The sequence below is a fragment of the Streptomyces sp. NPDC058295 genome (genome assembly GCF_042880655.1).
Classification (GTDB): domain Bacteria; phylum Actinomycetota; class Actinomycetes; order Streptomycetales; family Streptomycetaceae; genus Streptomyces; species Streptomyces coriariae.
In genome coordinates this window covers 61,076-84,964 of the sequence record NZ_JBHVYO010000033.1, presented here as the reverse complement: position 1 = coordinate 84,964, position 23,889 = coordinate 61,076, and the positions used below count along the sequence as shown (strand labels likewise).

At 70.7% G+C, this 23,889-nt stretch carries 27 protein-coding genes; 17 read left to right on the top strand and 10 right to left on the bottom strand.

Annotated elements, in window-relative coordinates; genetic code table 11:
• Positions 1 to 28: 28 nt before the first annotated feature.
• Positions 29 to 2,116, bottom strand: coding sequence for a transketolase (gene tkt, locus ACFVYS_RS30190; RefSeq protein ID WP_389507123.1), 2,088 nt, complete (start codon positions 2,114 to 2,116; stop codon positions 29 to 31).
• Positions 2,117 to 2,471: 355 nt separating this feature from the next.
• Here tkt and ACFVYS_RS30185 point away from each other — a divergent pair, with 355 nt between their 5' ends.
• The 4 genes from ACFVYS_RS30185 (at position 2,472) to ACFVYS_RS30170 (ending at position 5,838) form a co-directional block, all read left to right on the top strand.
• The gene (locus ACFVYS_RS30185) at positions 2,472 to 3,425 is read left to right on the top strand and encodes a heme o synthase (protein WP_054239136.1); all 954 of its coding nucleotides are present in this window, start codon (positions 2,472 to 2,474) and stop codon (positions 3,423 to 3,425) included.
• Between the two features lie 106 nt (positions 3,426 to 3,531).
• Complete coding sequence (locus ACFVYS_RS30180) at positions 3,532 to 3,888, top strand: hypothetical protein (protein WP_389507121.1); 357 nt, start codon at positions 3,532 to 3,534, stop codon at positions 3,886 to 3,888.
• Positions 3,889 to 3,963: 75 nt separating this feature from the next.
• A complete protein-coding gene (locus ACFVYS_RS30175) occupies positions 3,964 to 5,070 on the top strand; it encodes an amidohydrolase family protein (protein WP_389507119.1) in 1,107 nt (368 codons plus the stop codon).
• Positions 5,071 to 5,088: 18 nt separating this feature from the next.
• Complete coding sequence (locus ACFVYS_RS30170; RefSeq protein WP_389507117.1) at positions 5,089 to 5,838, top strand: nucleotidyltransferase; 750 nt, start codon at positions 5,089 to 5,091, stop codon at positions 5,836 to 5,838.
• A gap of 12 nt (positions 5,839 to 5,850) precedes the next feature.
• Here the strand turns inward: ACFVYS_RS30170 and ACFVYS_RS30165 are convergent, their stop codons facing one another.
• From ACFVYS_RS30165 to ACFVYS_RS30150, 4 genes are all read right to left on the bottom strand, one after another.
• Positions 5,851 to 6,861 carry a heme A synthase gene (locus ACFVYS_RS30165; RefSeq protein ID WP_389507115.1) on the bottom strand — a complete coding sequence of 337 codons (1,011 nt, stop codon included), beginning with the start codon at positions 6,859 to 6,861 and terminating at the stop codon, positions 5,851 to 5,853.
• A 57-nt stretch (positions 6,862 to 6,918) separates the two neighbouring features.
• Positions 6,919 to 7,689, bottom strand: coding sequence for an ABC transporter permease (locus tag ACFVYS_RS30160; RefSeq protein WP_389507114.1), 771 nt, complete (start codon positions 7,687 to 7,689; stop codon positions 6,919 to 6,921).
• A 91-nt stretch (positions 7,690 to 7,780) separates the two neighbouring features.
• Positions 7,781 to 8,701, bottom strand: a complete 921-nt coding sequence (locus tag ACFVYS_RS30155) for an ABC transporter ATP-binding protein (protein WP_389507112.1) — start codon at positions 8,699 to 8,701, stop codon at positions 7,781 to 7,783.
• A 98-nt stretch (positions 8,702 to 8,799) separates the two neighbouring features.
• Complete coding sequence (locus ACFVYS_RS30150; protein WP_389507111.1) at positions 8,800 to 9,600, bottom strand: aminoglycoside N(3)-acetyltransferase; 801 nt, start codon at positions 9,598 to 9,600, stop codon at positions 8,800 to 8,802.
• Between the two features lie 183 nt (positions 9,601 to 9,783).
• Here ACFVYS_RS30150 and ACFVYS_RS30145 point away from each other — a divergent pair, with 183 nt between their 5' ends.
• The 8 genes from ACFVYS_RS30145 to ACFVYS_RS30110 are packed head-to-tail and all read left to right on the top strand — an operon-like array spanning position 9,784 to position 16,352.
• Positions 9,784 to 10,527, top strand: a complete 744-nt coding sequence (locus tag ACFVYS_RS30145; RefSeq protein ID WP_389507109.1) for a helix-turn-helix transcriptional regulator — start codon at positions 9,784 to 9,786, stop codon at positions 10,525 to 10,527.
• Positions 10,524 to 11,945 (top strand): Fe-S cluster assembly protein SufB, encoded by a 1,422-nt coding sequence (gene sufB, locus ACFVYS_RS30140; RefSeq protein ID WP_351764464.1) that lies wholly within the window; start codon positions 10,524 to 10,526, stop codon positions 11,943 to 11,945. The genes ACFVYS_RS30145 and sufB overlap by 4 nt, the downstream gene beginning before the upstream one ends.
• A gap of 53 nt (positions 11,946 to 11,998) precedes the next feature.
• Positions 11,999 to 13,180 carry a Fe-S cluster assembly protein SufD gene (gene sufD / locus ACFVYS_RS30135; RefSeq protein WP_171396561.1) on the top strand — a complete coding sequence of 394 codons (1,182 nt, stop codon included), beginning with the start codon at positions 11,999 to 12,001 and terminating at the stop codon, positions 13,178 to 13,180.
• The gene (locus tag ACFVYS_RS30130) at positions 13,180 to 13,512 is read left to right on the top strand and encodes a non-heme iron oxygenase ferredoxin subunit (protein WP_314222399.1); all 333 of its coding nucleotides are present in this window, start codon (positions 13,180 to 13,182) and stop codon (positions 13,510 to 13,512) included. Before sufD ends, ACFVYS_RS30130 begins: the two co-directional genes overlap by 1 nt.
• A 7-nt stretch (positions 13,513 to 13,519) precedes the next feature.
• Positions 13,520 to 14,284: a Fe-S cluster assembly ATPase SufC gene (sufC, locus tag ACFVYS_RS30125; protein ID WP_020130533.1), complete on the top strand. Its 765-nt coding sequence runs from the start codon at positions 13,520 to 13,522 to the stop codon at positions 14,282 to 14,284.
• Positions 14,281 to 15,537 (top strand): cysteine desulfurase, encoded by a 1,257-nt coding sequence (locus tag ACFVYS_RS30120; protein WP_020130532.1) that lies wholly within the window; start codon positions 14,281 to 14,283, stop codon positions 15,535 to 15,537. The genes sufC and ACFVYS_RS30120 overlap by 4 nt, the downstream gene beginning before the upstream one ends.
• A gap of 18 nt (positions 15,538 to 15,555) precedes the next feature.
• Positions 15,556 to 16,023 (top strand): Fe-S cluster assembly sulfur transfer protein SufU, encoded by a 468-nt coding sequence (gene sufU / locus ACFVYS_RS30115; protein WP_020130531.1) that lies wholly within the window; start codon positions 15,556 to 15,558, stop codon positions 16,021 to 16,023.
• Positions 16,020 to 16,352, top strand: coding sequence for a metal-sulfur cluster assembly factor (locus ACFVYS_RS30110; RefSeq protein WP_020130530.1), 333 nt, complete (start codon positions 16,020 to 16,022; stop codon positions 16,350 to 16,352). The genes sufU and ACFVYS_RS30110 overlap by 4 nt, the downstream gene beginning before the upstream one ends.
• Before the next feature lie 83 nt (positions 16,353 to 16,435).
• On the opposite strand, the gene ACFVYS_RS30105 is transcribed toward ACFVYS_RS30110, so the two are convergent.
• On the bottom strand, positions 16,436 to 17,269 hold the full coding sequence (locus ACFVYS_RS30105) for an AbfB domain-containing protein (RefSeq protein WP_389507105.1): 834 nt from the start codon (positions 17,267 to 17,269) through the stop codon (positions 16,436 to 16,438).
• Between the two features lie 305 nt (positions 17,270 to 17,574).
• Between ACFVYS_RS30105 and ACFVYS_RS30100 the strand changes: the two genes are divergently transcribed.
• Positions 17,575 to 17,895 carry a DMT family transporter gene (locus ACFVYS_RS30100; protein ID WP_389507103.1) on the top strand — a complete coding sequence of 107 codons (321 nt, stop codon included), beginning with the start codon at positions 17,575 to 17,577 and terminating at the stop codon, positions 17,893 to 17,895.
• Positions 17,895 to 18,437, top strand: a complete 543-nt coding sequence (locus tag ACFVYS_RS30095) for a TetR/AcrR family transcriptional regulator (protein ID WP_389507101.1) — start codon at positions 17,895 to 17,897, stop codon at positions 18,435 to 18,437. The genes ACFVYS_RS30100 and ACFVYS_RS30095 overlap by 1 nt, the downstream gene beginning before the upstream one ends.
• A gap of 64 nt (positions 18,438 to 18,501) precedes the next feature.
• Here ACFVYS_RS30095 and ACFVYS_RS30090 read toward each other — a convergent pair whose 3' ends face one another.
• A complete protein-coding gene (locus ACFVYS_RS30090) occupies positions 18,502 to 19,410 on the bottom strand; it encodes a winged helix-turn-helix transcriptional regulator (RefSeq protein ID WP_389507099.1) in 909 nt (302 codons plus the stop codon).
• Between the two features lie 146 nt (positions 19,411 to 19,556).
• Between ACFVYS_RS30090 and dapD the strand changes: the two genes are divergently transcribed.
• On the top strand, positions 19,557 to 20,546 hold the full coding sequence (gene dapD / locus ACFVYS_RS30085) for a 2,3,4,5-tetrahydropyridine-2,6-dicarboxylate N-succinyltransferase (RefSeq protein ID WP_389507097.1): 990 nt from the start codon (positions 19,557 to 19,559) through the stop codon (positions 20,544 to 20,546).
• A gap of 145 nt (positions 20,547 to 20,691) precedes the next feature.
• Here dapD and ACFVYS_RS30080 read toward each other — a convergent pair whose 3' ends face one another.
• The 3 genes from ACFVYS_RS30080 to dapA form a co-directional block, all read right to left on the bottom strand.
• A complete protein-coding gene (locus ACFVYS_RS30080; RefSeq protein WP_389507095.1) occupies positions 20,692 to 20,916 on the bottom strand; it encodes a hypothetical protein in 225 nt (74 codons plus the stop codon).
• 42 nt (positions 20,917 to 20,958) lie between these two features.
• Positions 20,959 to 21,462: a hypothetical protein gene (locus ACFVYS_RS30075; RefSeq protein ID WP_389507093.1), complete on the bottom strand. Its 504-nt coding sequence runs from the start codon at positions 21,460 to 21,462 to the stop codon at positions 20,959 to 20,961.
• Positions 21,463 to 21,538: 76 nt separating this feature from the next.
• Complete coding sequence (dapA, locus tag ACFVYS_RS30070; RefSeq protein WP_389507091.1) at positions 21,539 to 22,513, bottom strand: 4-hydroxy-tetrahydrodipicolinate synthase; 975 nt, start codon at positions 22,511 to 22,513, stop codon at positions 21,539 to 21,541.
• A 164-nt stretch (positions 22,514 to 22,677) separates the two neighbouring features.
• On the opposite strand from dapA, the gene ACFVYS_RS30065 reads away from it, so the two are divergent.
• Both ACFVYS_RS30065 and ACFVYS_RS30060 read left to right on the top strand, forming a co-directional pair.
• Entirely contained in the window at positions 22,678 to 23,154 is a 477-nt protein-coding gene (locus tag ACFVYS_RS30065; protein WP_389507089.1) for a phage holin family protein, read from the top strand.
• The gene (locus tag ACFVYS_RS30060; RefSeq protein WP_389507087.1) at positions 23,151 to 23,774 is read left to right on the top strand and encodes a DUF3618 domain-containing protein; all 624 of its coding nucleotides are present in this window, start codon (positions 23,151 to 23,153) and stop codon (positions 23,772 to 23,774) included. Before ACFVYS_RS30065 ends, ACFVYS_RS30060 begins: the two co-directional genes overlap by 4 nt.
• The last annotated feature ends 115 nt before the right edge of the window (positions 23,775 to 23,889 follow it).

The following is a 23,889-nucleotide window of genomic DNA, read 5'->3' as shown; positions in this document are numbered from 1 at the left end:
TACATCTCCTACGTGTCGTATGTGAGCGTCAGCGCTGGGCGGCGGCGAGGGATTCCCGGGCCTTGGCGGCCACGTTCTCCGCAGTGAAGCCGTACTCCTGGAAGAGGACCTTGCCATCGGCCGAAGCACCGAAGTGCTCCAGGGAAACGATGCGGCCGGCGTCCCCGACGTACTTGTGCCAGCTGAGACCGATGCCCGCCTCGACCGAGACGCGGGCCTTGACGGACGGGGGCAGGACGCTGTCCCGGTACCCCTGGTCCTGCTCCTCGAACCACTCCACGGACGGCATCGAGACCACACGCGTGGGCACACCCTCGGCTTCCAGCCGCTCGCGCGCCTCGACGGCGACGTGCACCTCGGAGCCGGTCGCGATGAGGAGCACCTCCGGCGTCCCGGTGGAGGCCTCGAACAGGACGTACCCGCCCTTGGCCGCGTTCTCGTCGGGCTCGTAGGTCGGCACGCCCTGGCGGGTGAGGACCAGACCGTGCGGGGCGCCCTTGCCGAACACCTTCGTCCAGCGCTTGAGGATCTCGCGCCAGGCGATCGCCGTCTCGTTGGCGTCGGCCGGACGGACGACGTTCAGACCCGGGATCGCGCGCAGCGAGGCCAGGTGCTCGACCGGCTGGTGCGTCGGGCCGTCCTCGCCGAGGCCGATGGAGTCGTGCGTCCACACGTACGTCACCGGCACGTGCATCAGGGCGGACAGCCGGACGGCGTTGCGCATGTAGTCGGAGAACACGAGGAACGTGCCGCCGTAGATACGGGTGTTGCCGTGCAGCGCGATGCCGTTCATCTCCGCGGCCATCGAGTGCTCGCGGATACCGAAGTGGACGGTGCGGCCGTACGGGTCCGCCTCCGGCAGCGGGTTGTCCGCCGGGAGGAACGACGACGTCTTGTCGATCGTCGTGTTGTTGGAACCCGCGAGGTCGGCGGAGCCGCCCCACAGCTCGGGGATGACCGCGCCGAGCGCCTGGAGCACCTTGCCGGACGCGGCACGGGTGGCGACACCCTTGCCGGGCTCGAAGACCGGGAGCTTCTCCTCCCAGCCGGTGGGCAGCTCGCCCGCGGCGACGCGCTCGAACTCGGCGGCGCGCTCGGGGTTGTTGTCCCGCCACTGCTGGAAGGACTTCTCCCACACGGCGCGGGCCGCCTGGCCGCGATCGAGGGCGCCCCGGGTGTGGGCGATGACCTCGTCCGCGACCTCGAAGGACTTCTCCGGGTCGAAGCCGAGGACGCGCTTGGTGGCCGCGACCTCGTCGTCGCCGAGCGCCGAGCCGTGCGCGGCCTCGGTGTTCTGCGCGTTCGGTGCGGGCCAGGCGATGATCGAGCGCATCGCGATGAAGGACGGCTTGTCCGTCACCTGCTTCGCGGCCTCGATCGCGTCGTAGAGGGCGTGCGGGTCCAGGTCGCCGTCCGGCTTGGGGGCGACCCGCTGCACATGCCAGCCGTACGCCTCGTAGCGCTTGACGGTGTCCTCGGAGACGGCCGTCTCCGTGTCACCCTCGATCGAGATGTGGTTGTCGTCCCACAGCAGGACCAGGTTGCCGAGCTTCTGGTGCCCGGCCATCGAGGACGCCTCGGCGGAGATGCCCTCCTGGAGGCAGCCGTCACCGGCGATCGCGTAGACGAAGTGGTCGAACGGCGACTCGCCGGCCGGGGCCTCCGGGTCGAACAGACCGCGCTCGTAGCGGGCGGCCATCGCCATGCCCACGGCGTTCGCGACGCCCTGGCCCAGCGGGCCGGTCGTCGTCTCCACGCCCGTGGTGTGGCCGTACTCCGGGTGACCCGGCGTCTTCGAACCCCAGGTCCGGAACGCCTTCAGGTCGTCCAGCTCCAGGCCGAAGCCGGCCAGGTACAGCTGGGTGTAGAGCGTCAGGGACGAGTGGCCCGCGGACAGCACGAAGCGGTCGCGGCCGACCCAGTCGGCGTCCGCCGGGTCGTGCCGCATCACCTTCTGGAAGAGGGTGTACGCGGCAGGCGCCAGGCTCATCGCCGTACCGGGATGGCCGTTGCCGACCTTCTGTACGGCGTCGGCGGCCAGGACGCGGGCGGTGTCCACCGCCCGCTGGTCCAACTCGGTCCACTCGAGGTCTGTGGTGGTCGGCTTGGTGCTCACCCTGGGTCAGGGCTCCTCTCCACATGTCACGCATGTCGAATGCCGGTGCACGCGGCGCCCACCGGCCGTTGTCGAGCCTACCCCCGTGAGAACGTGCATTTTTTCGAGTCATTCCAGACTGCCGGGAGACTTGGCGATGCGCCTCCCGACCGGTGTGTTCCCTGTTCGGCAAGTGAATACGGAGCCGCTCGTACGAGTGCTCAACAGAGTGCCCTCCGGCTCTTCCGCAGGTGCCGTCCAACACGACCCCACCCCCGCGAATGTCGGGGTCTGGGCAACGTCTACAGTGGCGTGGTACGCGCGAGCCTTTACCCCGCATTCACATGGGGAGGCTTGCTGGGAGTCTCTGTCAGGGGTGTGCGTGACGGCCGTTGAATCCCGTCCAGCGGGGCTTATCGGGACGAGCCAGAGCCCGAGCCGGCGGCCGTTCGGGGCCCGGGTCAAGGCGTTCGTGGCGCTGACCAAGCCGCGGATCATCGAGCTGCTGCTGATCACCACCGTCCCGGTGATGTTCCTGGCGCAGCAGGGCGTTCCGGACCTCGGTCTGGTGGTTCTGACCTGCCTCGGTGGCTACCTGTCCGCGGGCGGCGCCAACGCGCTGAACATGTACATCGACCGCGACATCGACGCGCTGATGGACCGCACCTCGCAGCGCCCGCTGGTCACCGGAATGGTCAGCCCGCGTGAATGCCTCGCCTTCGGCATCACCCTCGCGGTGGTCTCCACACTTTTGTTCGGGCTGACCGTCAACTGGCTGTCGGCCTGGCTCGCCCTCGGCGCGCTCCTCTTCTACGTCGTCGTCTACACGATGATCCTCAAGCGGCGTACCTCGCAGAACATCGTGTGGGGCGGCATCGCCGGCTGCATGCCGGTGCTGATCGGCTGGTCGGCCGTGACGAACTCGGTGTCCTGGGCGCCGGTCGTGCTCTTCCTCGTCATGTTCTTCTGGACGCCGCCGCACTACTGGCCGCTGTCCATGAAGGTCAGGGACGACTACGCGCGCGTGGGCGTGCCGATGCTGCCGGTCGTCGCCTCCAACAAGACCGTCGCCAAGCAGATCGTCCTCTACAGCTGGGTGATGGTCGCCGTCTCGCTGCTGCTGACCCCGCTGGGCTACACCGGGTGGTTCTACACCTCGGTCGCGCTGGTGGCCGGCGGCTGGTGGCTGTGGGAGGCGCACGCGCTCCAGAACCGCGCGAAGGCCGAGGCGACGGGCGGGAAGCTGAAGGAGATGCGGCTGTTCCACTGGTCCATCACCTATGTGTCGCTGCTGTTCGTGGCGGTCGCGGTGGACCCCTTCCTGCGCTGACACCGCCGAGTCCTCATCGCCGGATCGCCGAACGGCCGGGGTGCGTGGTCAACACCACGCACCCCGGCCGTCGCCGTTCGTTCTACCCGTCGGTAGCATCCTGGCCATGGCAGACACCAAGCAGGTTGACGAGACCGCCGACGCCAAGCAGGCCGCTAAGGCCGAGCGCAAGGCGGCCCGGCTCGCCAAGCAGATCAGCGCCTTCGCCAAGCAGCACGGCGGGGCGGAGGGCCAGATCGCGTACATCGGCGAGCGTGGCGCCCGGATCGTCCTGGTCGGCGACGACGGCGGCTGGGGCGACCTGGTGGCCCCCTCGGTCGCCGTCGCCGAGCTGGCCGTCGGGAAGGCCGGCATCACCGTCCACGAGACCTTCGACGGCGAGTTCGCGGCGAAGGTGAAGACGGGGCCGTACGAGTGGACGCGGATGGCCGGGATCCAGGTCGGCGGACCGAAGAACGGCTGAGCAGCAACAACCTGACACCCCGGTCACCCGTTAGGACCCGTAGGAAGTACGTGGTCCATCCCCCGGGGAGTCCGGATGATCGAAACGCCGTCCTTGGTGGACCAGTACTGCCACGGCGTCCTGAGAACGGAGCTGGGTCTCGGTACCTTCGAGGCCCAGTTGGCCCGCACCGAGGGCCCGCCCGCCCCGGGCACGACGCTGTTCGACACCCAGACCGGGTTCGCGGTACGCCGCTGGTGCCCCCCGCTCCTCGGCCTGGAACCGCACGCGCCCCCCGCCCGTTATCTCGCCCGGCGTCGTGAACTCGGCGTACTGGAAGCGGGCCGCCGGCTGCTGCGCGGCAGCGGCATCACGACGTACCTGGTCGACACGGGCCTGCCCGGCGACCTCACCGGACCGGGCGAGCTCGCCTCGGCCGGCGCCGCCGAGGCGCGGGAGATCGTGCGCCTGGAACCCCTCGCCGAGCAGGTCGCCGACACCTCCGGCACCGTCGAGTCCTTCCTCGCCAACCTCGCCGAGTCGGTCCACGGGGCCGCCGCGAACGCCGTGGCCTTCACCTCCGTCGCGGGGGTCAGGCACGGCCTCGCCCTGGCGCCCGAGCCGCCCGGGCCGGGGGAGGTGCGGGGCGCGGCGGGCCGCTGGCTGGCGGGCCGCAGGGTCGGCGGCGAGCTGAGCGACCCGGTGCTGCTGCGCCATCTGCTGTGGATCGCCGTCGCCTCCGGGCTGCCCCTCCAACTGCACGCGGGACTCGGTGAGCCGGGGGCGCGCGTCGACCGCACGGATCCGGTCCTGCTGACGGACTTCGTGCGGGCCACGGCCGGCCTCGGCACCGACCTCGTCCTGCTGCACGGCTACCCCTACCACCGGCACGCCGCCCACCTCGCGGGCGCCTTCCCGCACGTGTACGCCGACTCCGGCGCCGCGCTCGTACGGACCGGCGCGCGAGCCGCGACGATCCTCGCGGAGATCCTGGAGCTGGCCCCCTTCGGCAAGATCCTCTTCTCCAGCGGCGCCGGGGGGCTGCCCGAGCTGCACGTGGTCGGGGCGCGGCTGTTCCGCGAGGCACTGGCGCGGGTGCTCGGCGGCTGGGTCGCGGAGGGCGCGTGGTCGCAGACGGACGCGCAACGCGTGGCGGGACTGATCGCGGCGGGCAACGCGCGCCGGGTGTACGGGCTCGGCTGAGGTGGACAGACTGGGCGCATGACCAGCCGCCGTACGGAAGCCCTACTGGACCGATTCCTCGCCTGCCTGGAGGCCCTGGACCCCGTCGCCGTGTGGGCCCACGGTTCGCTCGGCGGGGGCGACTACCAGGAGGGCCGCAGCGACCTGGACCTCATCGCGGTCCTGGCGGGCCCCGTCACACCGCGCACGGTGTGGCACCTGGCCCGGTTGCACGCCCGCCTGCGGAACGATCCGCTCGCCCCGCTGCTGCACTGCACCTATCTCACCCCCGACCGGACGGCCGACCCGGAGCGGCGGCACCTGACCTGGGCGCACAGCCAACTGTTCCGGCGGACGGTCACCCCGGTGACCCGGCGCGAACTGCACGAGTTCGGCCGGGTGCTGTACGGGAAGCCGCCGGGCGCGCTCCTGCCGCCCGTGCCGGACCGCGCACTCGGCGAGTTCGTCATCCGCGACCAGCGGGACTTCTGGCGGCCCGCCGTCGACCGGGCCCACCTGTGGCGTCGGACCGTCTGGGTCGACCTGGGGCTGCTGACCTTCGCGCGGGCGACCGTGACCGTGCGGGACGGCCGGCTGATCTCCAAGCGCCAGGCCCTCGACGAGCTGTCCGCGCTGGGGGCGCCGTCGGAGGTCGTGGCGGACATCGCGCGCCGGCGCTACGACGAGGGGGACGGGCCGGCCGACGAAGGGTGGTCCGCCCGCCGGGCCGAGCTGACCCGGGACTACCTCGGGCCCGCGATCGACGGGCTGGTCACCTCGTACGCGTGAGCCACGGGTGACTCACGCGCGCGTGCCGACCGTCGCCTCGGCCGCCGGGCTCGGCAGGTCGATCGTCGTGCCGGGGCGCTCGCGCAGCGCCAGCAGCACGCGCAGCACCGCGATCCACACCAGGCAGGAGCCGAACATGTGCAGCCCGACCAGAATCTCGGGCAGGTCCGTGAAGTACTGGACGTAGCCGATGACACCCTGTCCGAGCAGCACCAGGAACAGGTCCCGGGTGCGGTCCAGCGGGTTCTTCGGCGCGTCCACCGCCCTGAGGATGAACCACAGGGCGAAGGTCAGTGTCACCACGATCCAGGCGAGCACGGCGTGCAGTTTGGCGACCGTCTCCCAGTCCAGCGGCATCCGTTCGACCTCGCTGGAGTCGCCGGCGTGCGGGCCCGCGCCGGTCACCACCGTGCCGACGCCGATCAGCAGCGTCGAGGCGACGACCAGGAACCACACCAGCTGCTGCACGGGCTTGCCGACCAGCGGCCGGGGCTCCCCGTCGCCCTCCCGGGCGCGCTGCCACATCACCGCGGCGACCGCGAGCAGTGCCGTGGCGGCCAGGAAGTGCGCCGCGACCGTGTAGGGGTTGAGGCCGACGAGCACCACGATCCCGCCGAGCACGGCGTTGCTCATCACCAGCCAGAACTGCGCCCAGCCCAGTCGGGTCAGGCTCCGCCGGTACGGCTTCTCGGAGCGCGCGGCGATGATCGCCCAGCCGACGGCCGCGCACAGCACGTACGTCAGCATGCGGTTGCCGAACTCGATGGCGCCGTGGAAGCCCATCGCGCCGGTCGCGGTGAGCGAGTCGTCGGTGCACTTGGGCCAGGTCGGGCAGCCCAGGCCGGAGCCCGTGAGCCGGACGGCACCGCCGGTGACCACGATGACCACCGACATCACGAGCGGGTACAACGCCGCCCGCTGAACGGTCCGGCGGGTGGGGGTCCAGCGTTCGGCGATGAAGGCGAGCGGGTTGCGCACGGCGGCTACGGCGTCGGCACGGGTCACGTTTGGCACGCGCCCCATCGTAGGCGCCCGCTTGTGCACGCGTTCACGAGGGTCCCCCCGGGTCCGCGCGGCCGGCTACTCCCAGCGGAAGAACCGGCCGGCCGCCGCGAGTCCCACGACCGCCCACACCGCCAGGATCCCCAGGTCGCCCCAGGGCATGCCCGCGCCGTGCCGGAGCACGTCCCGCAGCCCGTCCGAGAGGGCCGAGACGGGCAGCAGACCGAGCACGTCCTGGGCACCGGGCGGGAACTTGTCGAGCGGGACGATCACCCCGCCGCCCACCAGCAGCAGCAGGAAGACCAGGTTGGCCGCGGCCAGCGTCGCCTCCGCCTTGAAGGTGCCCGCCATCAGCAGGCCGAGGCCCGAGAAGGCGGCCGTGCCCAGGATCAGGAGGAGCAGGACGGCCGCCGGGTTGCCGTGCGGGTTCCAGCCGAGGGCGAAGGCGATCGCCGTCAGAAGGATCACCTGGAGGACCTCCGTGACCAGCACCGACAGCGTCTTCGCCGCCATCAGGCCCCAGCGGGGGAGGGGAGAGGCGGCGAGCCGCTTCAGTACCCCGTAGCGGCGTTCGAAGCCGGTCGCGATGGCCTGGCCGGTGAAGGCCGTCGACACCACGGCGAGCGCGAGGATGCCGGGCGTGAGGAAGTCCACCGCCTCGCCCGCGCCGGTGTCGACGATGTCCACGGTGCTGAACAGCACCAGCAGCAGGGTGGGAATCACGACGGTGAGCAGCAGCTGCTCGCCGTTGCGCAGGAGCATCTTCGTCTCCAGCACCGCCTGGGCCGCGATCATGCGGGGCAGCGGAGCCGCGCCGGGCCGGGGGGTGTAGGTACCCGTGGCGGTCATCAGCGCAGCTCCTTGCCGGTCAGTTCGAGACTGTGTCCTCCCGGGGGGCGACCCCCGGACCCCCAGCAGGTCCGTGTGCGAGCCGGGATCATCAGCGCAGCTCCTTGCCGGTCAGTTCGAGGAAGACGTCCTCCAGGGTGTGCCGTTCGACCGAGATCCGGTCCGGCATCACGCCGTGCTGCGCGCACCACGAGGTGACCGTCGCCAGCAGCTGCGGGTCGACCTTGCCCATCACCCGGTAGGAGCCGGGGGTCAGCTCGTCGGCCGAGCTGTCGGCGGGCAGGGCCTTGAGCAGGGAGGTCACGTCGAGGCCGGGGCGGCCGGTGAAGCGCAGGGTGTTCTCGGCGCCGCCGCGGCACAGCTCCTCGGGGGAACCCTGGGCGATGACCCGGCCCGCGTCGATGATCGCGACGTCGTCGGCGAGCTGCTCGGCCTCGTCCATGTAGTGGGTGGTCAGGATGACGGAGACGCCGTCCGCTCGCAGGTCCCGGACGAGTTCCCAGGTGGCGCGGCGGGCCTGCGGGTCGAGGCCGGCCGTCGGCTCGTCCAGGAACACCAGCTCCGGGCGGCCGACGACGGCCATCGCCAGCGCGAGCCGCTGCTGCTGGCCGCCGGAGAGACGGCGGTAGGTCGTCCGGCCGCAGGAGCCGAGGCCGAGGCGCTCGACGAGGGCGTCGACGTCCAGGGGGTGGGCGTGCAGCCCGGCCACGTGCCGGAGCATCTCGTCGGCCCGGGCGCCGGAGTACACGCCTCCCGACTGGAGCATCACGCCTATCCGGGGGCGCAGGTCGGCGGCCTGTCTCTGCGGATCGAGGCCGAGGACGCGCACCGTGCCCTCGTCCGGCCTGCGGTATCCCTCGCAGGTCTCGACGGTGGTCGTCTTGCCGGCGCCGTTGGGTCCGAGGACGGCGGTGACGCCCGCCCGGGCCGTCAGGTCGAGGCCGTTCACCGCGGTCTTCGTCCCGTACCGCTTCACCAGGGCCTCGACCCGGACGACAGGCTCACTTCGCATGGCTCAAGAGTCTAGGTTCGCGGGTGGGGGCTCGGACCGGGGGGTGCGGGAACCGGCCGGACGCTTCGGCGGCGGGGGCCGGCGGAGGGCGGGCCGCCTCAGAGTTCCTCCTCGCGGGAGCGGTGCAGCGGCAGCCACCGCTGCGCGTAGGCCACCGCGTCCGCGACCGGAAACAGCCGCACGTCGGCCGCCCCGACGGTGCCCCGTACCACGTCACGGTCGCGTTCGAAGTCGTGGCCCAGCTCGTCGAAGCGATCGGAGTCGATCGACACCTCGGTCACGACCTCCCACGTCCCGCCGGGCCCCGGCCGGCCCACCCCGACGAGCGGGGCCGGGATCCGGTACTCGGCCAGGTGGAAGCTGGTGCAGGTGGCGTAGCCGGCGCCGAGCAGCAGGACCCGTGCCCCCGCCTTCTCCAGCCGGGCCAGCGGGCTGTGCTCGCCGAGCCGGCAGTCGGGAGCATGCCCCTCGACCAGCTCCGCGGCCCTGGCCCCGAGCGCCGCGAACGAGGTCTGCGGGTGGGCGCTGCGCAGGGCGCCGGGCCAGGTGCGGACCGTCTCCGGGATCACGCCCACGCCCAGTGCGGGAGTGATCAGGGGGTCGTAGGCGGGCATGGTCGCCCGGATCCGCTCCCACCACTGCGCGGGGACCGGCGGATTGCTCCACAGGGCCGGGTCGGAGAGGTCGCCGGACTGGGTGGGGACCACGAGAGTGCCGTCCGGGCCGATCGCGTCGAGCAGTCCCCTGACGACCGCGACGGCGCCTCCGCACACCCAGCCGAGCGAACTGAGCGAGGAGTGCACGAGGAGGATTTCTCCGGGTTCGACACCCAGCGCGCGAAGCTCCGCGGCGAGGGTGTCACGGGTGACAAGTGGGCCGGTGGGAGGGGGTGTGGGCATGGTCCGGCAGTGTCCTGGAAGGGGGCCGCGGAGACCAGTGGTTTTATCGCAGCATCGCCCTCGGTTGATCGATCAAAGATCGTTTCCGCAGGTCAGATTAGGTTTACCTAAGTGACGCAGGGCACCGTCCGCCGATCCGGACGCGGCTTGCCTGTGTCTGAGGAATTACGCAACAATGGCGTTGTGAAATACGTCGGCGAGGCTCGGGAGACCCCCACGGGGACCCCCCAGGAGGAGATCGCGACCGGTGAGCGCTCGACGCGCAACCGGGTCGCGCGGTCCATCCTGGACCACGGGCCGTCGACCGTCGCAGAGCTGGCCGGCCGGCTGGGCCTCACCCAGGCCGCCGTACGCCGCCACCTCGACGCGCTGGTCGCCGACGACGTCGTGGCAGCCCGCGAGCAGCGGGTGTACGGAACACGGACGCGCGGGCGCCCCGCCAAGGCCTTCGCCCTGACCGACTGCGGCCGTGACGCCTTCGACCAGTCCTACGACAAGCTCGCCGCCGACGCCCTGAGCTGGATCCAGGAGCGCTTCGGCGGGGACGAGGCCGTCGTCGCCTTCGCCCGCGCGCGGATCGCCGAACAGGCCGCCGGGTACCGCGCGGCGATCGAGGCGGCCGCTCCCGAAGAGCGGACCGAAGCCCTGGCCAAGGCCCTGAGCGCGGACGGGTACGCTGCTACGGCGCGCAGCGCACCGGTCGGCGAGCAGCTGTGCCAGCACCACTGCCCCGTCGCCCATGTCGCCGAGAAGTTCCCGCAGCTCTGCGAGGCGGAGACAGAGATCTTCTCCCAGCTGCTCGGGACGCACGTCCAGCGACTGGCGACCATCGCGCACGGCGACGGCGTCTGCACGACGTTCATCCCCAGAGTTTCCACAGCCACCCCCAACGCATCTGCAAGCACGGCCGGGAGGAACCCCGCATGACTCTCCCCACGGAGACTGCCCACCCCGAACTCGAGGGCCTGGGTAAGTACGAATACGGCTGGGCCGACTCCGACACGGCCGGCGCCTCTGCGAAGCGCGGTATCAACGAGGACGTCGTCCGGGACATCTCGGCCAAGAAGTCCGAGCCCGAGTGGATGACGAAGCTGCGCCTCAAGGGCCTCAGGCTCTTCGGCAAGAAGCCCATGCCCAACTGGGGCTCGGACCTCTCGGGCATCGACTTCGACAACATCAAGTACTTCGTGCGCTCCACGGAGAAGCAGGCGGAGTCCTGGGAGGACCTGCCCGAGGACATCAAGAACACGTACGACAGGCTCGGCATCCCCGAGGCGGAGAAGCAGCGCCTCGTCGCCGGTGTCGCGGCCCAGTACGAGTCCGAGGTCGTCTACCACCAGATCCGTGAGGACCTGGAGGAGCAGGGCGTCATCTTCCTCGACACCGACACCGCGCTCAAGGAGCACCCGGAGCTCTTCAAGGAGTACTTCGGCACCGTCATCCCGGTCGGCGACAACAAGTTCGCGTCGCTGAACACCGCGGTGTGGTCCGGCGGATCCTTCATCTACGTGCCGAAGGGCGTGCACGTGGAGATCCCGCTCCAGGCCTACTTCCGTATCAACACGGAGAACATGGGCCAGTTCGAGCGGACCCTGATCATCGTCGACGAGGGCGCCTACGTGCACTACGTCGAGGGTTGTACGGCCCCGATCTACAAGTCGGACTCGCTGCACAGCGCCGTGGTCGAGATCATCGTCAAGAAGAACGCCCGCTGCCGTTACACGACCATCCAGAACTGGTCGAACAACGTCTACAACCTGGTCACCAAGCGCGCCGTGGCGTACGAGGGCGCGACCATGGAGTGGATCGACGGCAACATCGGCTCCAAGGTGACGATGAAGTACCCGGCCGTCTACCTGATGGGCGAGCACGCCAAGGGCGAGACCCTCTCCATCGCCTTCGCGGGCGAGGGCCAGCACCAGGACGCCGGCTCCAAGATGGTCCACATGGCGCCGAACACCTCGTCCAACATCGTGTCGAAGTCCGTGGCGCGCGGCGGCGGCCGGACGTCCTACCGCGGTCTCGTCGAGATCGGCGAGGGCGCCCACGGCTCCAAGTCCAACGTGCTGTGCGACGCGCTGCTCGTCGACACCATCTCCCGCTCCGACACGTACCCCTACGTGGACGTCCGCGAGGACGACGTGTCCATGGGCCACGAGGCCACCGTCTCCAAGGTCAGCGACGACCAGCTCTTCTACCTGATGAGCCGGGGCATGACCGAGTTCGAGGCGATGGCGATGATCGTGCGCGGCTTCGTCGAGCCCATCGCGAAGGAACTGCCCATGGAGTACGCCCTCGAGCTCAACCGGCTGATCGAGCTCCAGATGGAGGGCGCGGTCGGTTAAGCGACCGCCGTCCCCGTAGCCACTCACGCAAGAAAGCGAGCAGACCGACAGCCATGGCTGAGGCTCAGAACATCCCCGTGGGCTCCACCACCGCGGGCCAGATCGCGGTGGCCGCCGAGTCGACCGTCGCCACGCGCATGAGCGCGCCCGCCTCCTTCGACGTGGCGGACTTCCCGGTCCCGCACGGTCGCGAGGAGGAGTGGCGGTTCACGCCGCTGGAGCGGCTGCGCGGGCTGCACGACGGCACCGCCGTCGCGACCGGCGAGGGCGTGAAGGTCGCCGTCGAGGCGCCCGAGGGCGTCACCGTCGAACTCGTGGACCGCGACGACCCGCGCCTCGGGAAGGCGGGCACCCCGGTGGACCGGGTCGCCGCCCAGGCGTACTCCGCGTTCGAGAAGGCCGGCGTGGTCACCGTCCCCAAGGAGACGGTGCTCACCGAGCCGATCCGCATCGCGGTGCACGGCGAGGGCGGGGTCTCCTACGGCCACCAGGTCATCGAGCTGGGCGCCTTCGCCGAGGCCGTCGTCGTCATCGACCACACCGGTGACGCGGTGCTCGCCGCCAACGTCGACTACGTCCTCGGGGACGGCGCGAAGCTGACCGTCGTCTCCGTCCAGGACTGGGACGACAAGGCCGTGCACGTGGCCCAGCACAACGCCCTCGTCGGCCGCGACGCGACCTTCAAGTCGGTCGTGGTGACCTTCGGCGGCGACCTCGTCCGCCTCCACCCGCGCGTGGCGTACGCCGGCCCCGGCGCCGAGGCCGAGCTGTTCGGTCTGTACTTCACGGACGCCGGTCAGCACCAGGAGCACCGCCTCCTGGTCGACCACAACGTCCCGCACTGCAAGTCCAACGTCGTCTACAAGGGCGCGCTCCAGGGCGAGGGCGCGCACGCCGTGTGGATCGGCGACGTGCTCATCGAGGCCAAGGCCGAGGGCACGGACACCTACGAGATGAACCGCAACCTGGTCCTCACGGACGGCGCGCGGGTCGACTCGGTGCCGAACCTGGAGATCGAGACCGGCGAGATCGTCGGTGCCGGACACGCCTCCGCCACCGGCCGTTTCGACGACGAGCAGCTCTTCTACCTGATGGCCCGCGGCATCCCGGCCGACGAGGCCCGTCGCCTGGTGGTCCGCGGCTTCTTCGCCGAGCTGGTCCAGCAGATCGGTGTCGACGACATCGAGGAGCGCCTGCTCGCCAGGATCGAGACCGAGCTGGAGGCCACCGTCTGATGGCCTACGACCGTGCTCGATTCATTCGGGCCTGCGGGCTGAGCGAGCTGGAAGAGGACACCCCGACGCGGGTGGAACTCGACGGCACGCCGGTCTCGGTCGTCCGTACCGAGGGGGAGGTGTTCGCCATCCACGACATCTGCTCCCACGCGAACGTCTCGCTCTCCGAGGGCGAGGTGGAGGACTGTCAGATCGAGTGCTGGCTGCACGGCTCCAGCTTCGACCTCCGCACCGGCAAGCCGTCCGGCCTTCCCGCGACGCGCCCCGTCCCCGTATACCCCGTAAAGATCGAAGGGGACGACGTGCTCGTCTCCCTCACCCAGGAGTCCTGAGGCACCCATGGCAACGCTTGAAATCCGAGACCTGCACGTCACCGTCGAGGCCGACAACGCCACGAAGGAGATCCTCAAGGGCGTCGACCTCACCGTGAAGCAGGGCGAGACGCACGCCATCATGGGCCCGAACGGCTCCGGCAAGTCGACCCTCGCCTACTCGCTCGCGGGCCACCCGAAGTACACGATCACGGGCGGCACCGTGCTGCTCGACGGCGAGGACGTCCTGGAGATGTCCGTCGACGAGCGCGCCCGCGCGGGCCTGTTCCTCGCCATGCAGTACCCGGTCGAGGTCCCCGGCGTCTCCGTGTCGAACTTCCTGCGCACCTCCGCCACCGCCATCCGCGGCGAGGCCCCCAAGCTGCGCACCTGGGTGAAGGAGGTCAAGGAGGCCATGGAGCGTCTCCACATGGACACCTCCTTCGCCGAGCGCAACGTCAACGAGGGCTTCTCCGGCGGTGAGAAGAAGCGCCACGAGATCCTCCAGCTGGAGCTGCTCCGGCCGAAGGTCGCGATCCTCGACGAGACGGACTCCGGTCTGGACGTCGACGCCCTTCGTATCGTCTCCGAGGGCGTCAACCGAGTCCGCGAGACCGGCGAGGTCGGCACCCTGCTGATCACGCACTACACGCGCATCCTGCGCTACATCAAGCCCGACTTCGTCCACGTCTTCTCGGCCGGCCGCATCGTCGAGTCCGGCGGTGCCGAGCTCGCCGACAAGCTGGAGAACGAGGGCTACGAGGCATACACGAAGGGTGGCGTATCCGCGTGACGCAGCTGCCGGGCCTCCTCGACACCGAGGCGATCCGCAAGGACTTCCCCATCCTGGACCGGCAGGTCCACGACGGCAGGAAGCTCGTGTACCTGGACAACGCGGCGACCTCGCAGAAGCCGCGCCAGGTGCTGGACGCCCTGAACGAGTACTACGAGCGCTACAACGCCAACGTCCACCGCGGTGTGCATGTGCTCGCCGAGGAGGCCACGGCGCTGTACGAGGGCGCGCGCGACAAGGTCGCCGCGTTCATCAACGCGCCGAGCCGCGACGAGGTGATCTTCACCAAGAACGCCTCCGAGTCGCTCAACCTCGTGGCGAACATGCTGGGCTGGGCCGACGAGCCCTACCGCGTGGACCACGAGACCGAGATCGTCATCACCGAGATGGAGCACCACTCCAACATCGTCCCGTGGCAGCTGCTGTCGCAGCGCACCGGCGCGAAGCTGAAGTGGTTCGGCCTGACCGACGACGGCCGGCTCGACCTCTCCAACATCGACGAGATCATCACCGAGAAGACGAAGATCGTCTCCTTCGTGCTGGTGTCGAACATCCTCGGCACCGTGAACCCGGTCGAGGCGATAGTGCGCCGTGCGCAGGAGGTCGGGGCCCTGGTCCTGATCGACGCCTCGCAGGCCGCGCCGCACATGCCGATGGACGTGCAGGCCCTCCAGGCCGACTTCGTCGCCTTCACCGGCCACAAGATGTGCGGCCCGACCGGCATCGGCGTCCTCTGGGGCCGCCAGGAGCTGCTCGAGGACCTCCCCCCGTTCCTCGGCGGCGGCGAGATGATCGAGACGGTGTCGATGCACTCGTCGACGTACGCCCCGGCACCCCACAAGTTCGAGGCGGGCACCCCGCCGATCGCGCAGGCGGTCGGTCTGGGCGCGGCCATCGACTACCTGTCCGCGATCGGCATGGACAAGATCCTCGCCCATGAGCACGCGATCACCGAGTACGCGGTGCGTCGTCTGACCGAGGTCCCCGACCTGCGGATCATCGGCCCGGCGACGGCCGAGGACCGGGGCGCGGCGATCTCCTTCACGCTCGGCGACATCCACCCGCACGACGTGGGCCAGGTGCTGGACGAGCAGGGCATCGCGGTCCGGGTGGGTCACCACTGCGCCCGGCCCGTCTGCCTGCGCTACGGAATTCCCGCGACCACGCGAGCGTCGTTCTATCTGTACTCCACGCCGGCCGAGATCGACGCTCTGGTCGACGGTCTGGAGCATGTACGGAACTTCTTCGGCTGAGGGGCGTGAGCTGAGACCGTGAAGCTGGACTCGATGTACCAGGAAGTCATCCTGGATCACTACAAGCACCCGCACGGGCGTGGGCTGCGCGACGGCGACGCCGAGGTGCACCATGTGAACCCGACCTGCGGCGACGAGATCACCCTCCGTGTGAAGTACGACGGCACGAGGATCGAGGACGTCAGCTACGAGGGCCAGGGCTGCTCCATCAGCCAGGCAAGCGCGTCCGTCCTGAACGACCTGCTGGTCGGCAAGGATCTGGCGGAGGCGCAGAAGATCCAGGAGACCTTCCTGGAGCTGATGCAGTCCAAGGGCAGGATCGAGCCCGACGACGCGATGGAGGAGGTGCTGGAGGACGCGGTCGCGTTCGCCGGTGTCTCCAAGTACCCGGCCCGGGTCAAGTGCGCCCTCCTCAGCTGGATGGCGTGGAAGGACGCGACGGCCCAAGCCCTGGGCGGAGCCGACGCCGAAAGGAAGACGGCATGAGCGAGACCCTTGAGATGAAGCCGGCCTCCGAAGAGGAAGTCCGCGAGGCGCTGTACGACGTCGTCGACCCCGAACTGGGCATCGACGTCGTCAACCTCGGACTGATCTACGGCATCCACATCGACGACGCGAACATCGCGACGATCGACATGACCCTGACCTCGGCGGCCTGCCCGCTGACGGACGTGATCGAGGACCAGGCGAAGTCCGCCACGGACGGCCTGGTCAACGAGCTGCGCATCAACTGGGTCTGGATGCCGCCGTGGGGCCCGGACAAGATCACGGACGACGGCCGCGAGCAGCTGCGCGCGCTCGGGTTCAACGTCTGAGATCCGTCGGGGATCCCGCCTGAGATCTTCCCCGGCATACGAAAGCGGCGGCACCCACCGGGTGCCGCCGCTTTCGTATGTGCTCAGGCCAGGCCCTCCACCAGGTTGAACGAGAAGTCCTCGCGGTAGTTGGAGCCGTAGCCGTACGCTTCCAGGCGCAGTGCGAAGTTCTTGTGGCGCAGGAAACGGCCGGGGTAGTTCACCGACTCCAGCATGACCACGCCGGAGGCGTAGGAGGAGGGGACGGCACAGAAGGTGGCGTCCTGCTTGAAGAGGGCCGAGCCGTCGTTGCGCTCGGCGCGCAGGACGAAGTCGCGGTGTCGCAGGTAGGTGCCGTCCGCCGTGACGAAGGTGGAGCAGGAGCTGTCGGCCAGGCCCTTCACCACGGTGAAGGTGGAGTCCGCACGGGACTCCGAGCCGCCGACCCGATCGAGTTTCACCAGACCGCCGCTCACATGCCAGTAGCGGTCCGGGTAGTTGACCGAGCGGACCGAGCGCCGGGTGGCGGCCGGCTCGGGGGCGGACGGCTTCGTCGTCGACGACGCGGACGGCGCGGCCGGGGCGTGTGGCGTCGAACTGCCCTGCGCCTCGGGGGAGGAGGAGGTCTTCGGCGACGCGGACGCGGTCGTGCTCTTCTTCCCCGTCGGTGTCGGCGACCCGCTCGCGGAGGGGGTCGCGAAGGAGATCAGGCCGCCCTCCGTCTCCTCGTCCGACAGCGTCTGTCCCTGACGGGCCTCCGACTTGTCGTCAACAGGCTTGTCGTTCAAGGCGATTGCGGTCACGCACGCCACGATGGTGGCCACGGCGAGACCGCCGGCCAGCCAGAGGCGCCGTGTTCCGGGTGCCCGGGAGGTGTCCGGGGCCCAGCCGTTCTCCCAGGGCTGTTCCTGAGAGGGCCGGGACTTGTTGTCTGGCATGCGCTGTTCCTCCAGCGGCGTTCCCTGACGGCGGCCGCGGCTGCGATGACCCGGTGTGTGAACGGTGAAACAGTAGTGGAACCTGCGGCTCAGGTTCAGCCGTTTGGGTGAGCGCTTTCCATAACGCTTTCGACTCCACATCGACAACACTTCCGGCTTCGCGCCGACTTGGGACGACTTGGGCTGGAGGCGGGGCTGGAGGCGAGGGTGGAGGTGGCGGGGGGAAGGGGCATCGGAGAGTCGGGCGGGAGCCGGGTGCGCATCGATGTGTACGGTCGTACGCATCGTTGTGTACGCTTGTACGCATGGGATATCTGACGCTCGCCGGCGCCATCGCCGCCGAGGTGGCCGCGACGACGGCCATGAAGTACAGCGAAGGCTTCAGCAGGCTCTGGCCCTCGCTGCTGACGGCCGCCGGCTATGTCGTCTCCTTCCTGCTCCTCGCGCAGACCCTCAAGACCGTCGGCATCGGCACGGCGTACGCGATCTGGGCCGGGGTCGGTACCGCGGTCATCGCCGTCATAGGACTGGCCCTGTTCGGGGAGTCCCTGACGCCCACCAAGACCGTCGGCATCCTGCTGATCGTCGGGGGAGTGGTCGTACTGAACCTGGGAGGTGCGCACTGATGCCCCGGCGCCACGACCCCGAGCGGCGGCAGCGGATCATCGACGCGGCGATCCGGGTCGTCGGGGCGAAGGGACTGGCCGGACTGAGCCACCGCTCGGCCGCCGCCGAGGCGGACGTGCCCCTCGGTTCCACCACCTACCACTTCGCCACCCTCGACGAACTGATGATCGCCGCCCTGCGGCAGGCCAACGAGGGCTTCGCCAAGGCGATCGCGGCGCACGGCGGGCTGACGGACACCCGCCTCGACCTGCCCGCCGAACTGGCCGGACTGCTCGGCGAATGGCTGGCCGGCGAGCGTACCGGCGTCGAGCTGGAGTACGAGCTGTACCTGGCCGCCCTGCGACGGCCCGCGCTGCGCCCCGTCGCCGCCGAGTGGGCCGAGGACCTCGCCACCCTCCTCGCCGGGCACGTCGACCCCCTCACCGCACGCGCGTTGGTCGCGCTGATGGACGGGATCTGTCTCCAGGTGCTGCTGACGGACGCGCCCTACGACGAGGAGTACGCGCGGGAAGCGCTGACCCGGCTCATCCCCGTGCGCTGACCCGGCTCATCCCCGTGCGTGCTGAGCCGGCCCATCCCCGCCTCCCCCCCCCGGAACCCCACCGCTACTCCTGGTTCCGCTCCGGGTGGGCGTCCTCGCCCAGGCGCCGGACGACACCGAGCGCCTCCTCGACGCTCCCCGCCACGTCCGTCACCGGATACTGCACATGCCGGACGACCCGCTCCCGGTCCACGACGAGGGTCAGCCGTTTCAGCCGGCTCGCCCCCGCCGCCCGGAACGTCGGCAGCCGCAGCGCGGTGATCAACGTCAACTCGGCATCGGACAGCAGGGGAAAGCCCAGCCGCTCCTCCTGCGCGAACGCGCGCTGCTCGTCCGGGCGTTGGGTGGACACCCCGTGCACCGCCGCGCCCGCCGCACGGAACCCGGCGAGCCGGTCGCGGTAGGTGCGGGACTCCAGCGTGCAGCCCGGGGTGCCCGGGATCTCCGCCCAGCCCGGTGGGTAGGCGTCGGGGCGGGCGTAGGCGCCGGGGAAGCAGTAGAGAACGGTGTGGGACGCGTCGTCGGAGACCGGATCGCGCGGCGAGCCCTGGTCGTCGACCAGCCGGAGCGCGGGCAGCCGGGTGCCCGTCAGCGCGTGCACGCGCCGGGCCTCCGCGGACGCCTGCTCGGCCGTGGCCGTGGTGCCGCCGTCACCCAGGACCCAGGCGTCGCCCCAGTCCTGGAGGGCGACCAGGACGGGCAGCAGGGCCCGGCCGCGCGGGGTGAGGCGGTACTCGTGGCGCACCGGGCGCTCCTGGTACGGCACCCGCGCGAGCACCTCGGCCTCGACGAGAAGCCGCAGCCGCTCGGTCAACACCTTCCGGGACAGGCCGAGTTCACGCTGGAGCTCGTCGAAGCGGTGCACTCCGCGCGCGGTGTCGCGGACGATCAGCAGGGTCCACCAGTCCCCGACGACGTCCAGTGCCTGCGCGATGGCGCAGCCGGAATCCTCCAGGCTCGTCCTGCGGGCCATGGGCCTCCTCCCGTCGTCTGACGGCCATGCTGACACAGTTGGTTCCCAAGAGAAACTCACCAGGTCGGCGGGGGCGCGCGGCCCGCGTCCTGAGACACCGCTGTGCGGGTTGGCCTCTGCGGCCCCCCGCCGGTTAGGTTGCCCTCATGACCGACACGACTGTTCCCCGCACCACCGGCGCCGCGGCCGCCGGCCTCGCCACGATCGCCGCCGACGGCACTGTTCTCGACACCTGGTTCCCCGCGCCCGCGCTCGTCGCCGAGCCCGGCCCGTCCGGCACCGAGCGCCTGTCCGCCGAGAAGGCCGTGGAGCTGCTCGGCGAGGGTGCGGCGAAGGCCGTCGGTCCGGACGCCCGCCGGGGCGTCGAGGTGGTCGCGGTCCGCACGGTCATCGCCTCGCTCGACGACAAGCCGCTCGACGCGCACGATGTCTACCTGCGCCTGCACCTGCTCTCCCACCGGCTCGTGAAGCCGCACGGGCAGAGCCTGGACGGCATGTTCGGCCACCTCGCGAACGTCGCCTGGACCTCGCTCGGCCCCGTCGCCGTGGACGACGTGGAGAAGGTCCGCCTGAACGCTCGCGCGCAGGGCCTGCACCTCCAGGTCACGTCCATCGACAAGTTCCCGCGCATGACGGACTACGTCGCACCGAAGGGCGTCCGGATCGCCGACGCCGACCGGGTCCGCCTCGGCGCCCACCTCGCCGAGGGCACCACGGTCATGCACGAGGGCTTCGTCAACTTCAACGCGGGCACCCTCGGCACCTCGATGGTCGAGGGCCGCATCTCCGCGGGCGTCATCGTCGGTGACGGCTCGGACATCGGCGGCGGCGCCTCCACGATGGGCACGCTGTCCGGCGGCGGCAACGTGATCATCGCCATCGGCGAGCGCTGCCTCATCGGCGCCGAGGCGGGCGTCGGCATCGCCCTCGGCGACGAGTGCGTGGTCGAGGCCGGCCTGTACGTCACCGCGGGCACCCGGGTCACCATGCCCGACGGCCAGATCGTCAAGGCCCGCGACCTCTCCGGCGCCTCGAACATCCTCTTCCGCCGCAACTCGGTCACCGGCGCGGTCGAGGCCCGCCCGAACAACGCGGTATGGGGCGGCCTGAACGAAATCCTGCACAGCCACAACTGAGGCACGGCGGCCGTGACGTTCGGCCGTCCACTCGATCACCGCTCTGAACCGCTGCCGAGCTGTCGGCGGTTGTCGGCGTTGGTCATCGTTGAGCGCCCTTCACGGCCCCAGGGCGGACCGGGAGGGCGCTCACCCGCTGGTGCCGTCAGACGTCGTCCTCGACGGCGGCGGCCTTTTCGAGCAGGTCCATGGCGTGGTTGTGGAAGCGGCGTTCGGCGTCGCGGCACGGGGCGTTGAAGAAGGCTCGTTGAGCTTCGGCGAGATCGCAGAGGTCGGTGAGGCGTGCCGGTCCGTTACGAGGCCAGGGCGGCTCTCTCGTCCCGGCCCCCGGACAGGCCGGGGATGCAACCTTTCCCTTCAGAGCTGGCACCCCCGGGCCCGGAATCATGTCCTGGACCGGAAGGGGGCTCCCTCATGCCGGCAGTGCTGCCGCGAATTCGGTCAGGGTGGTGAAGTCCTCCTCGCGTAGGCCGAGTCGGGGGTTCACGTGGTGCAGGAGAGCCGGTGCCGGGTGGTGGGCGGTGACGTAGGCCGTGTCGGCGGGGGACTGTTCGTCGTCCACCCAGGCGAAGGGGCGGCCCGCCGCGTGGGCGACGATCGCCTCCGTCTTCCAGTGGACCCCGTCGGCCCGGTGGGCGAAGAGCGCCTCGCCGAAGTCGACGTACGGTAGCTCGGGCAGTCCCACCACCGGCGCGATCCAGCGGTTGGCCTGAGCCATCCAGGTCGTCGCCCAGCACAGGTCGTAGGGAAGACGGAGCAGCGCGGCGCCGTGCCCCGGGTGCAGCCAGACCCGCAGCGGTCGCTCACGGCCCACGGACGCCCTGATGGTCGTATAGCCCGCCGGTCGCTTCGTGGGCTCGGCGGCGTACGGGTTGAGGGGACCGTCGACGTCGAGGTACAGCAGCGGCCGACTCATGCACTCACCGTACGTCGACACCCCCGGACGCCGGACGCCGATTTTCGCGGGCCGCCGGCCGGTCCTCGGCCGGTGTTCAGGCAGCCGGGTGGGTCACGAGCCGTTCGTAGGCCGCGCGCAGTCCGTCGATCGTCCGGCGGTCGGCGGGCCGCAGCGGTGCCCGGACCGGGCCGGCCGGCAGGCCCAGGTCGCCCAGGAGTCCCTTGGCGGTGACGGTTCCGGGCAGGCCCGAGGCCATCATCGACTCCACCAGTTCCATGGCCTGTTGCTGGAGTCTCGCGGCCTGCGAGGTCTCGCCCGCGTCGAACGCGTCCAGGACGGAACGGAGTCGGTCCGGCACCACGTTCGCGACCGTGCTGACGTAGCCGGCCCCGCCCACCGCGTACAGCGCGAGGTGGTGCTCCTCGCAGCCCGCGTAGTACGCCAACTCGGTGCGGGAGAGCACCTTCTGGGCGCCGAGGAAGTCGTAGGAACAGTCCTTGACCGCGACGATCCGGGGGTGCTCGGCGAGCCGGAGCATGGTGTCCGGCTCGATCCGGGTGCCCGTGCGGCCGGGGATGTCGTACAGCATCACCGGCAGCCCGGAGGCGTCCGCGACCTCCCGGAAGTGCGCCTCCAGGGCCTCCTGCGGAGGCCTGCTGTAGTACGGGCTGACGACGAGCACCCCGTCCGCTCCCGCCTTCTCGGCGGCCCGGGCGAGTTCGAGGGTGTGGCGGGTGTCGGCGGTGCCCACCCCGGCCACGATCGACGCCCGGTCGCCCACCGCCTCCCGTACTGCGGCCACCAGTTCCGCCTTCTCGGTGTCCGACGTGGTCGGCGACTCGCCCGTCGTACCGGACAGCACCAGTCCGTCGCAGCCGGCGGACACCAGCCGGTCGGCGAGCAGCCGCGCACCGTCGAGATCCAGTGCGCCGGTGCCGGTGAACGGCGTGACCATCGCGCAGAGCGCCCGGCCGAATGCCGCGGGACGCGGGGCCGGGGACGGAGTGAGGGCCGGGGCGAGGGGCGGAGTGGGGGTCGGACTCGGGGGTGTGGGGCGAGCTGTCGTCATACGGGTAGTCTCGGGGCCACCAAGGTGAAGCTCTACTTAATTTTTCTACGGGATACCGGTAAGGGTTCCTGTACGGATGTTTCGCCGTCGAGGGGTCGCCGTGGGGTAGCGGGGGGCCGGCCGGGGTACCCGGATGCTCCGGAACCGAGAGGAGGCGGAACGCCGTGACCGGGACCACGGAGATCCGGCCCGTCCGTAACGGACGCCGCAGCAACACACAGCACAGCAATACACACCTCAGCAACGGACACCACAGTGACGGGCACACCGTCGGCGAACTCGTCGGCCGGGCCACCGAACAGCTCTCCCGGCTCGTACGGCAGGAACTGGCCCTCGCCAAACACGAGTTCGCCGAGAAGGGACGGCGTGCCGGGCGCGGCGGAGGTCTGCTCGGCGCCGCGGGCGCGTTCGCGTACGCCGGGCTGCTGGCGCTCGCGGGCACGGGCATCGCCGCCCTCTCGCTGACGCTGCCCCTCTGGGCGGCCGCGCTCATCGTGACGGCGGTGCTCTTCGTGATCGCCGGCGTGCTGGCCGCGGTCGGCCGTGGCCAACTGCGCCGGGCCGCACCGCCCACCCCCGAGGAGACCCTCGGCAGCGTCCGGGCCGACGTCGAGGAGATCAGGGAAAGGGCACACCGATGACGGACAGGACAACGGCCGACCTGCGTCGGCAGATCGAGCGGACCCGGCACCGGCTCGGGGCCACGGTCGAGCAGCTGGCGGCCAGGGCGGACGTCCGCGGCCGCACCCGTACCCGCGCCGCCGACTTCATGGACCGCGCCGGCGCGATGAGCGTACAACTGCGCAGCACGGCGTCCCAGGCGAGCTATCACCTGCAGGAACGGGCCGGGCGAGCGGGGCACGCCGTTCAGGAACACGCGGGACGTGCGGGGCACGCCGTTCAGGAACACGCCGGACGTGCGGGGCACGCCGTTCAGGAACAGGCGGGCCGCGCGGGGCACGCGGCGCAGGCAAGGACGGGCCATGCGGCCCAGGGGCGAGCGGGTCGTGCGCGGCATGCCGCTCAGGACGCCGCCGCCCGCATCGGCCGCAGCGCCCAGGACCACGCGCTGCACGCCCGTCACGACCTCAGGGACAACGCGGCCCGCGCGGGTCGCACCGCGGAGCGCTCGGCGCCCGGTCCGGTCCGCGTACCCGTGCGGTTCGCCCTCCGGCATCCGCGGCCGGTGGTGATCGTGGGCGCGGCGGCGGTGGCACTGGTGGCGGCCGGGGTGATCGGCCGCCGCAGGGCGAAGCAGTAGTCGGTGAAGCGGTAGGAGGGGCGAAGCGGTAGGAGGGGCGAAGCGGTAGGAGGGGCGAAGCGGCAGGGGTCGGAGCGGTAGGTGTGCCGGTCACGAGCGTCGGACGACGCTCGTG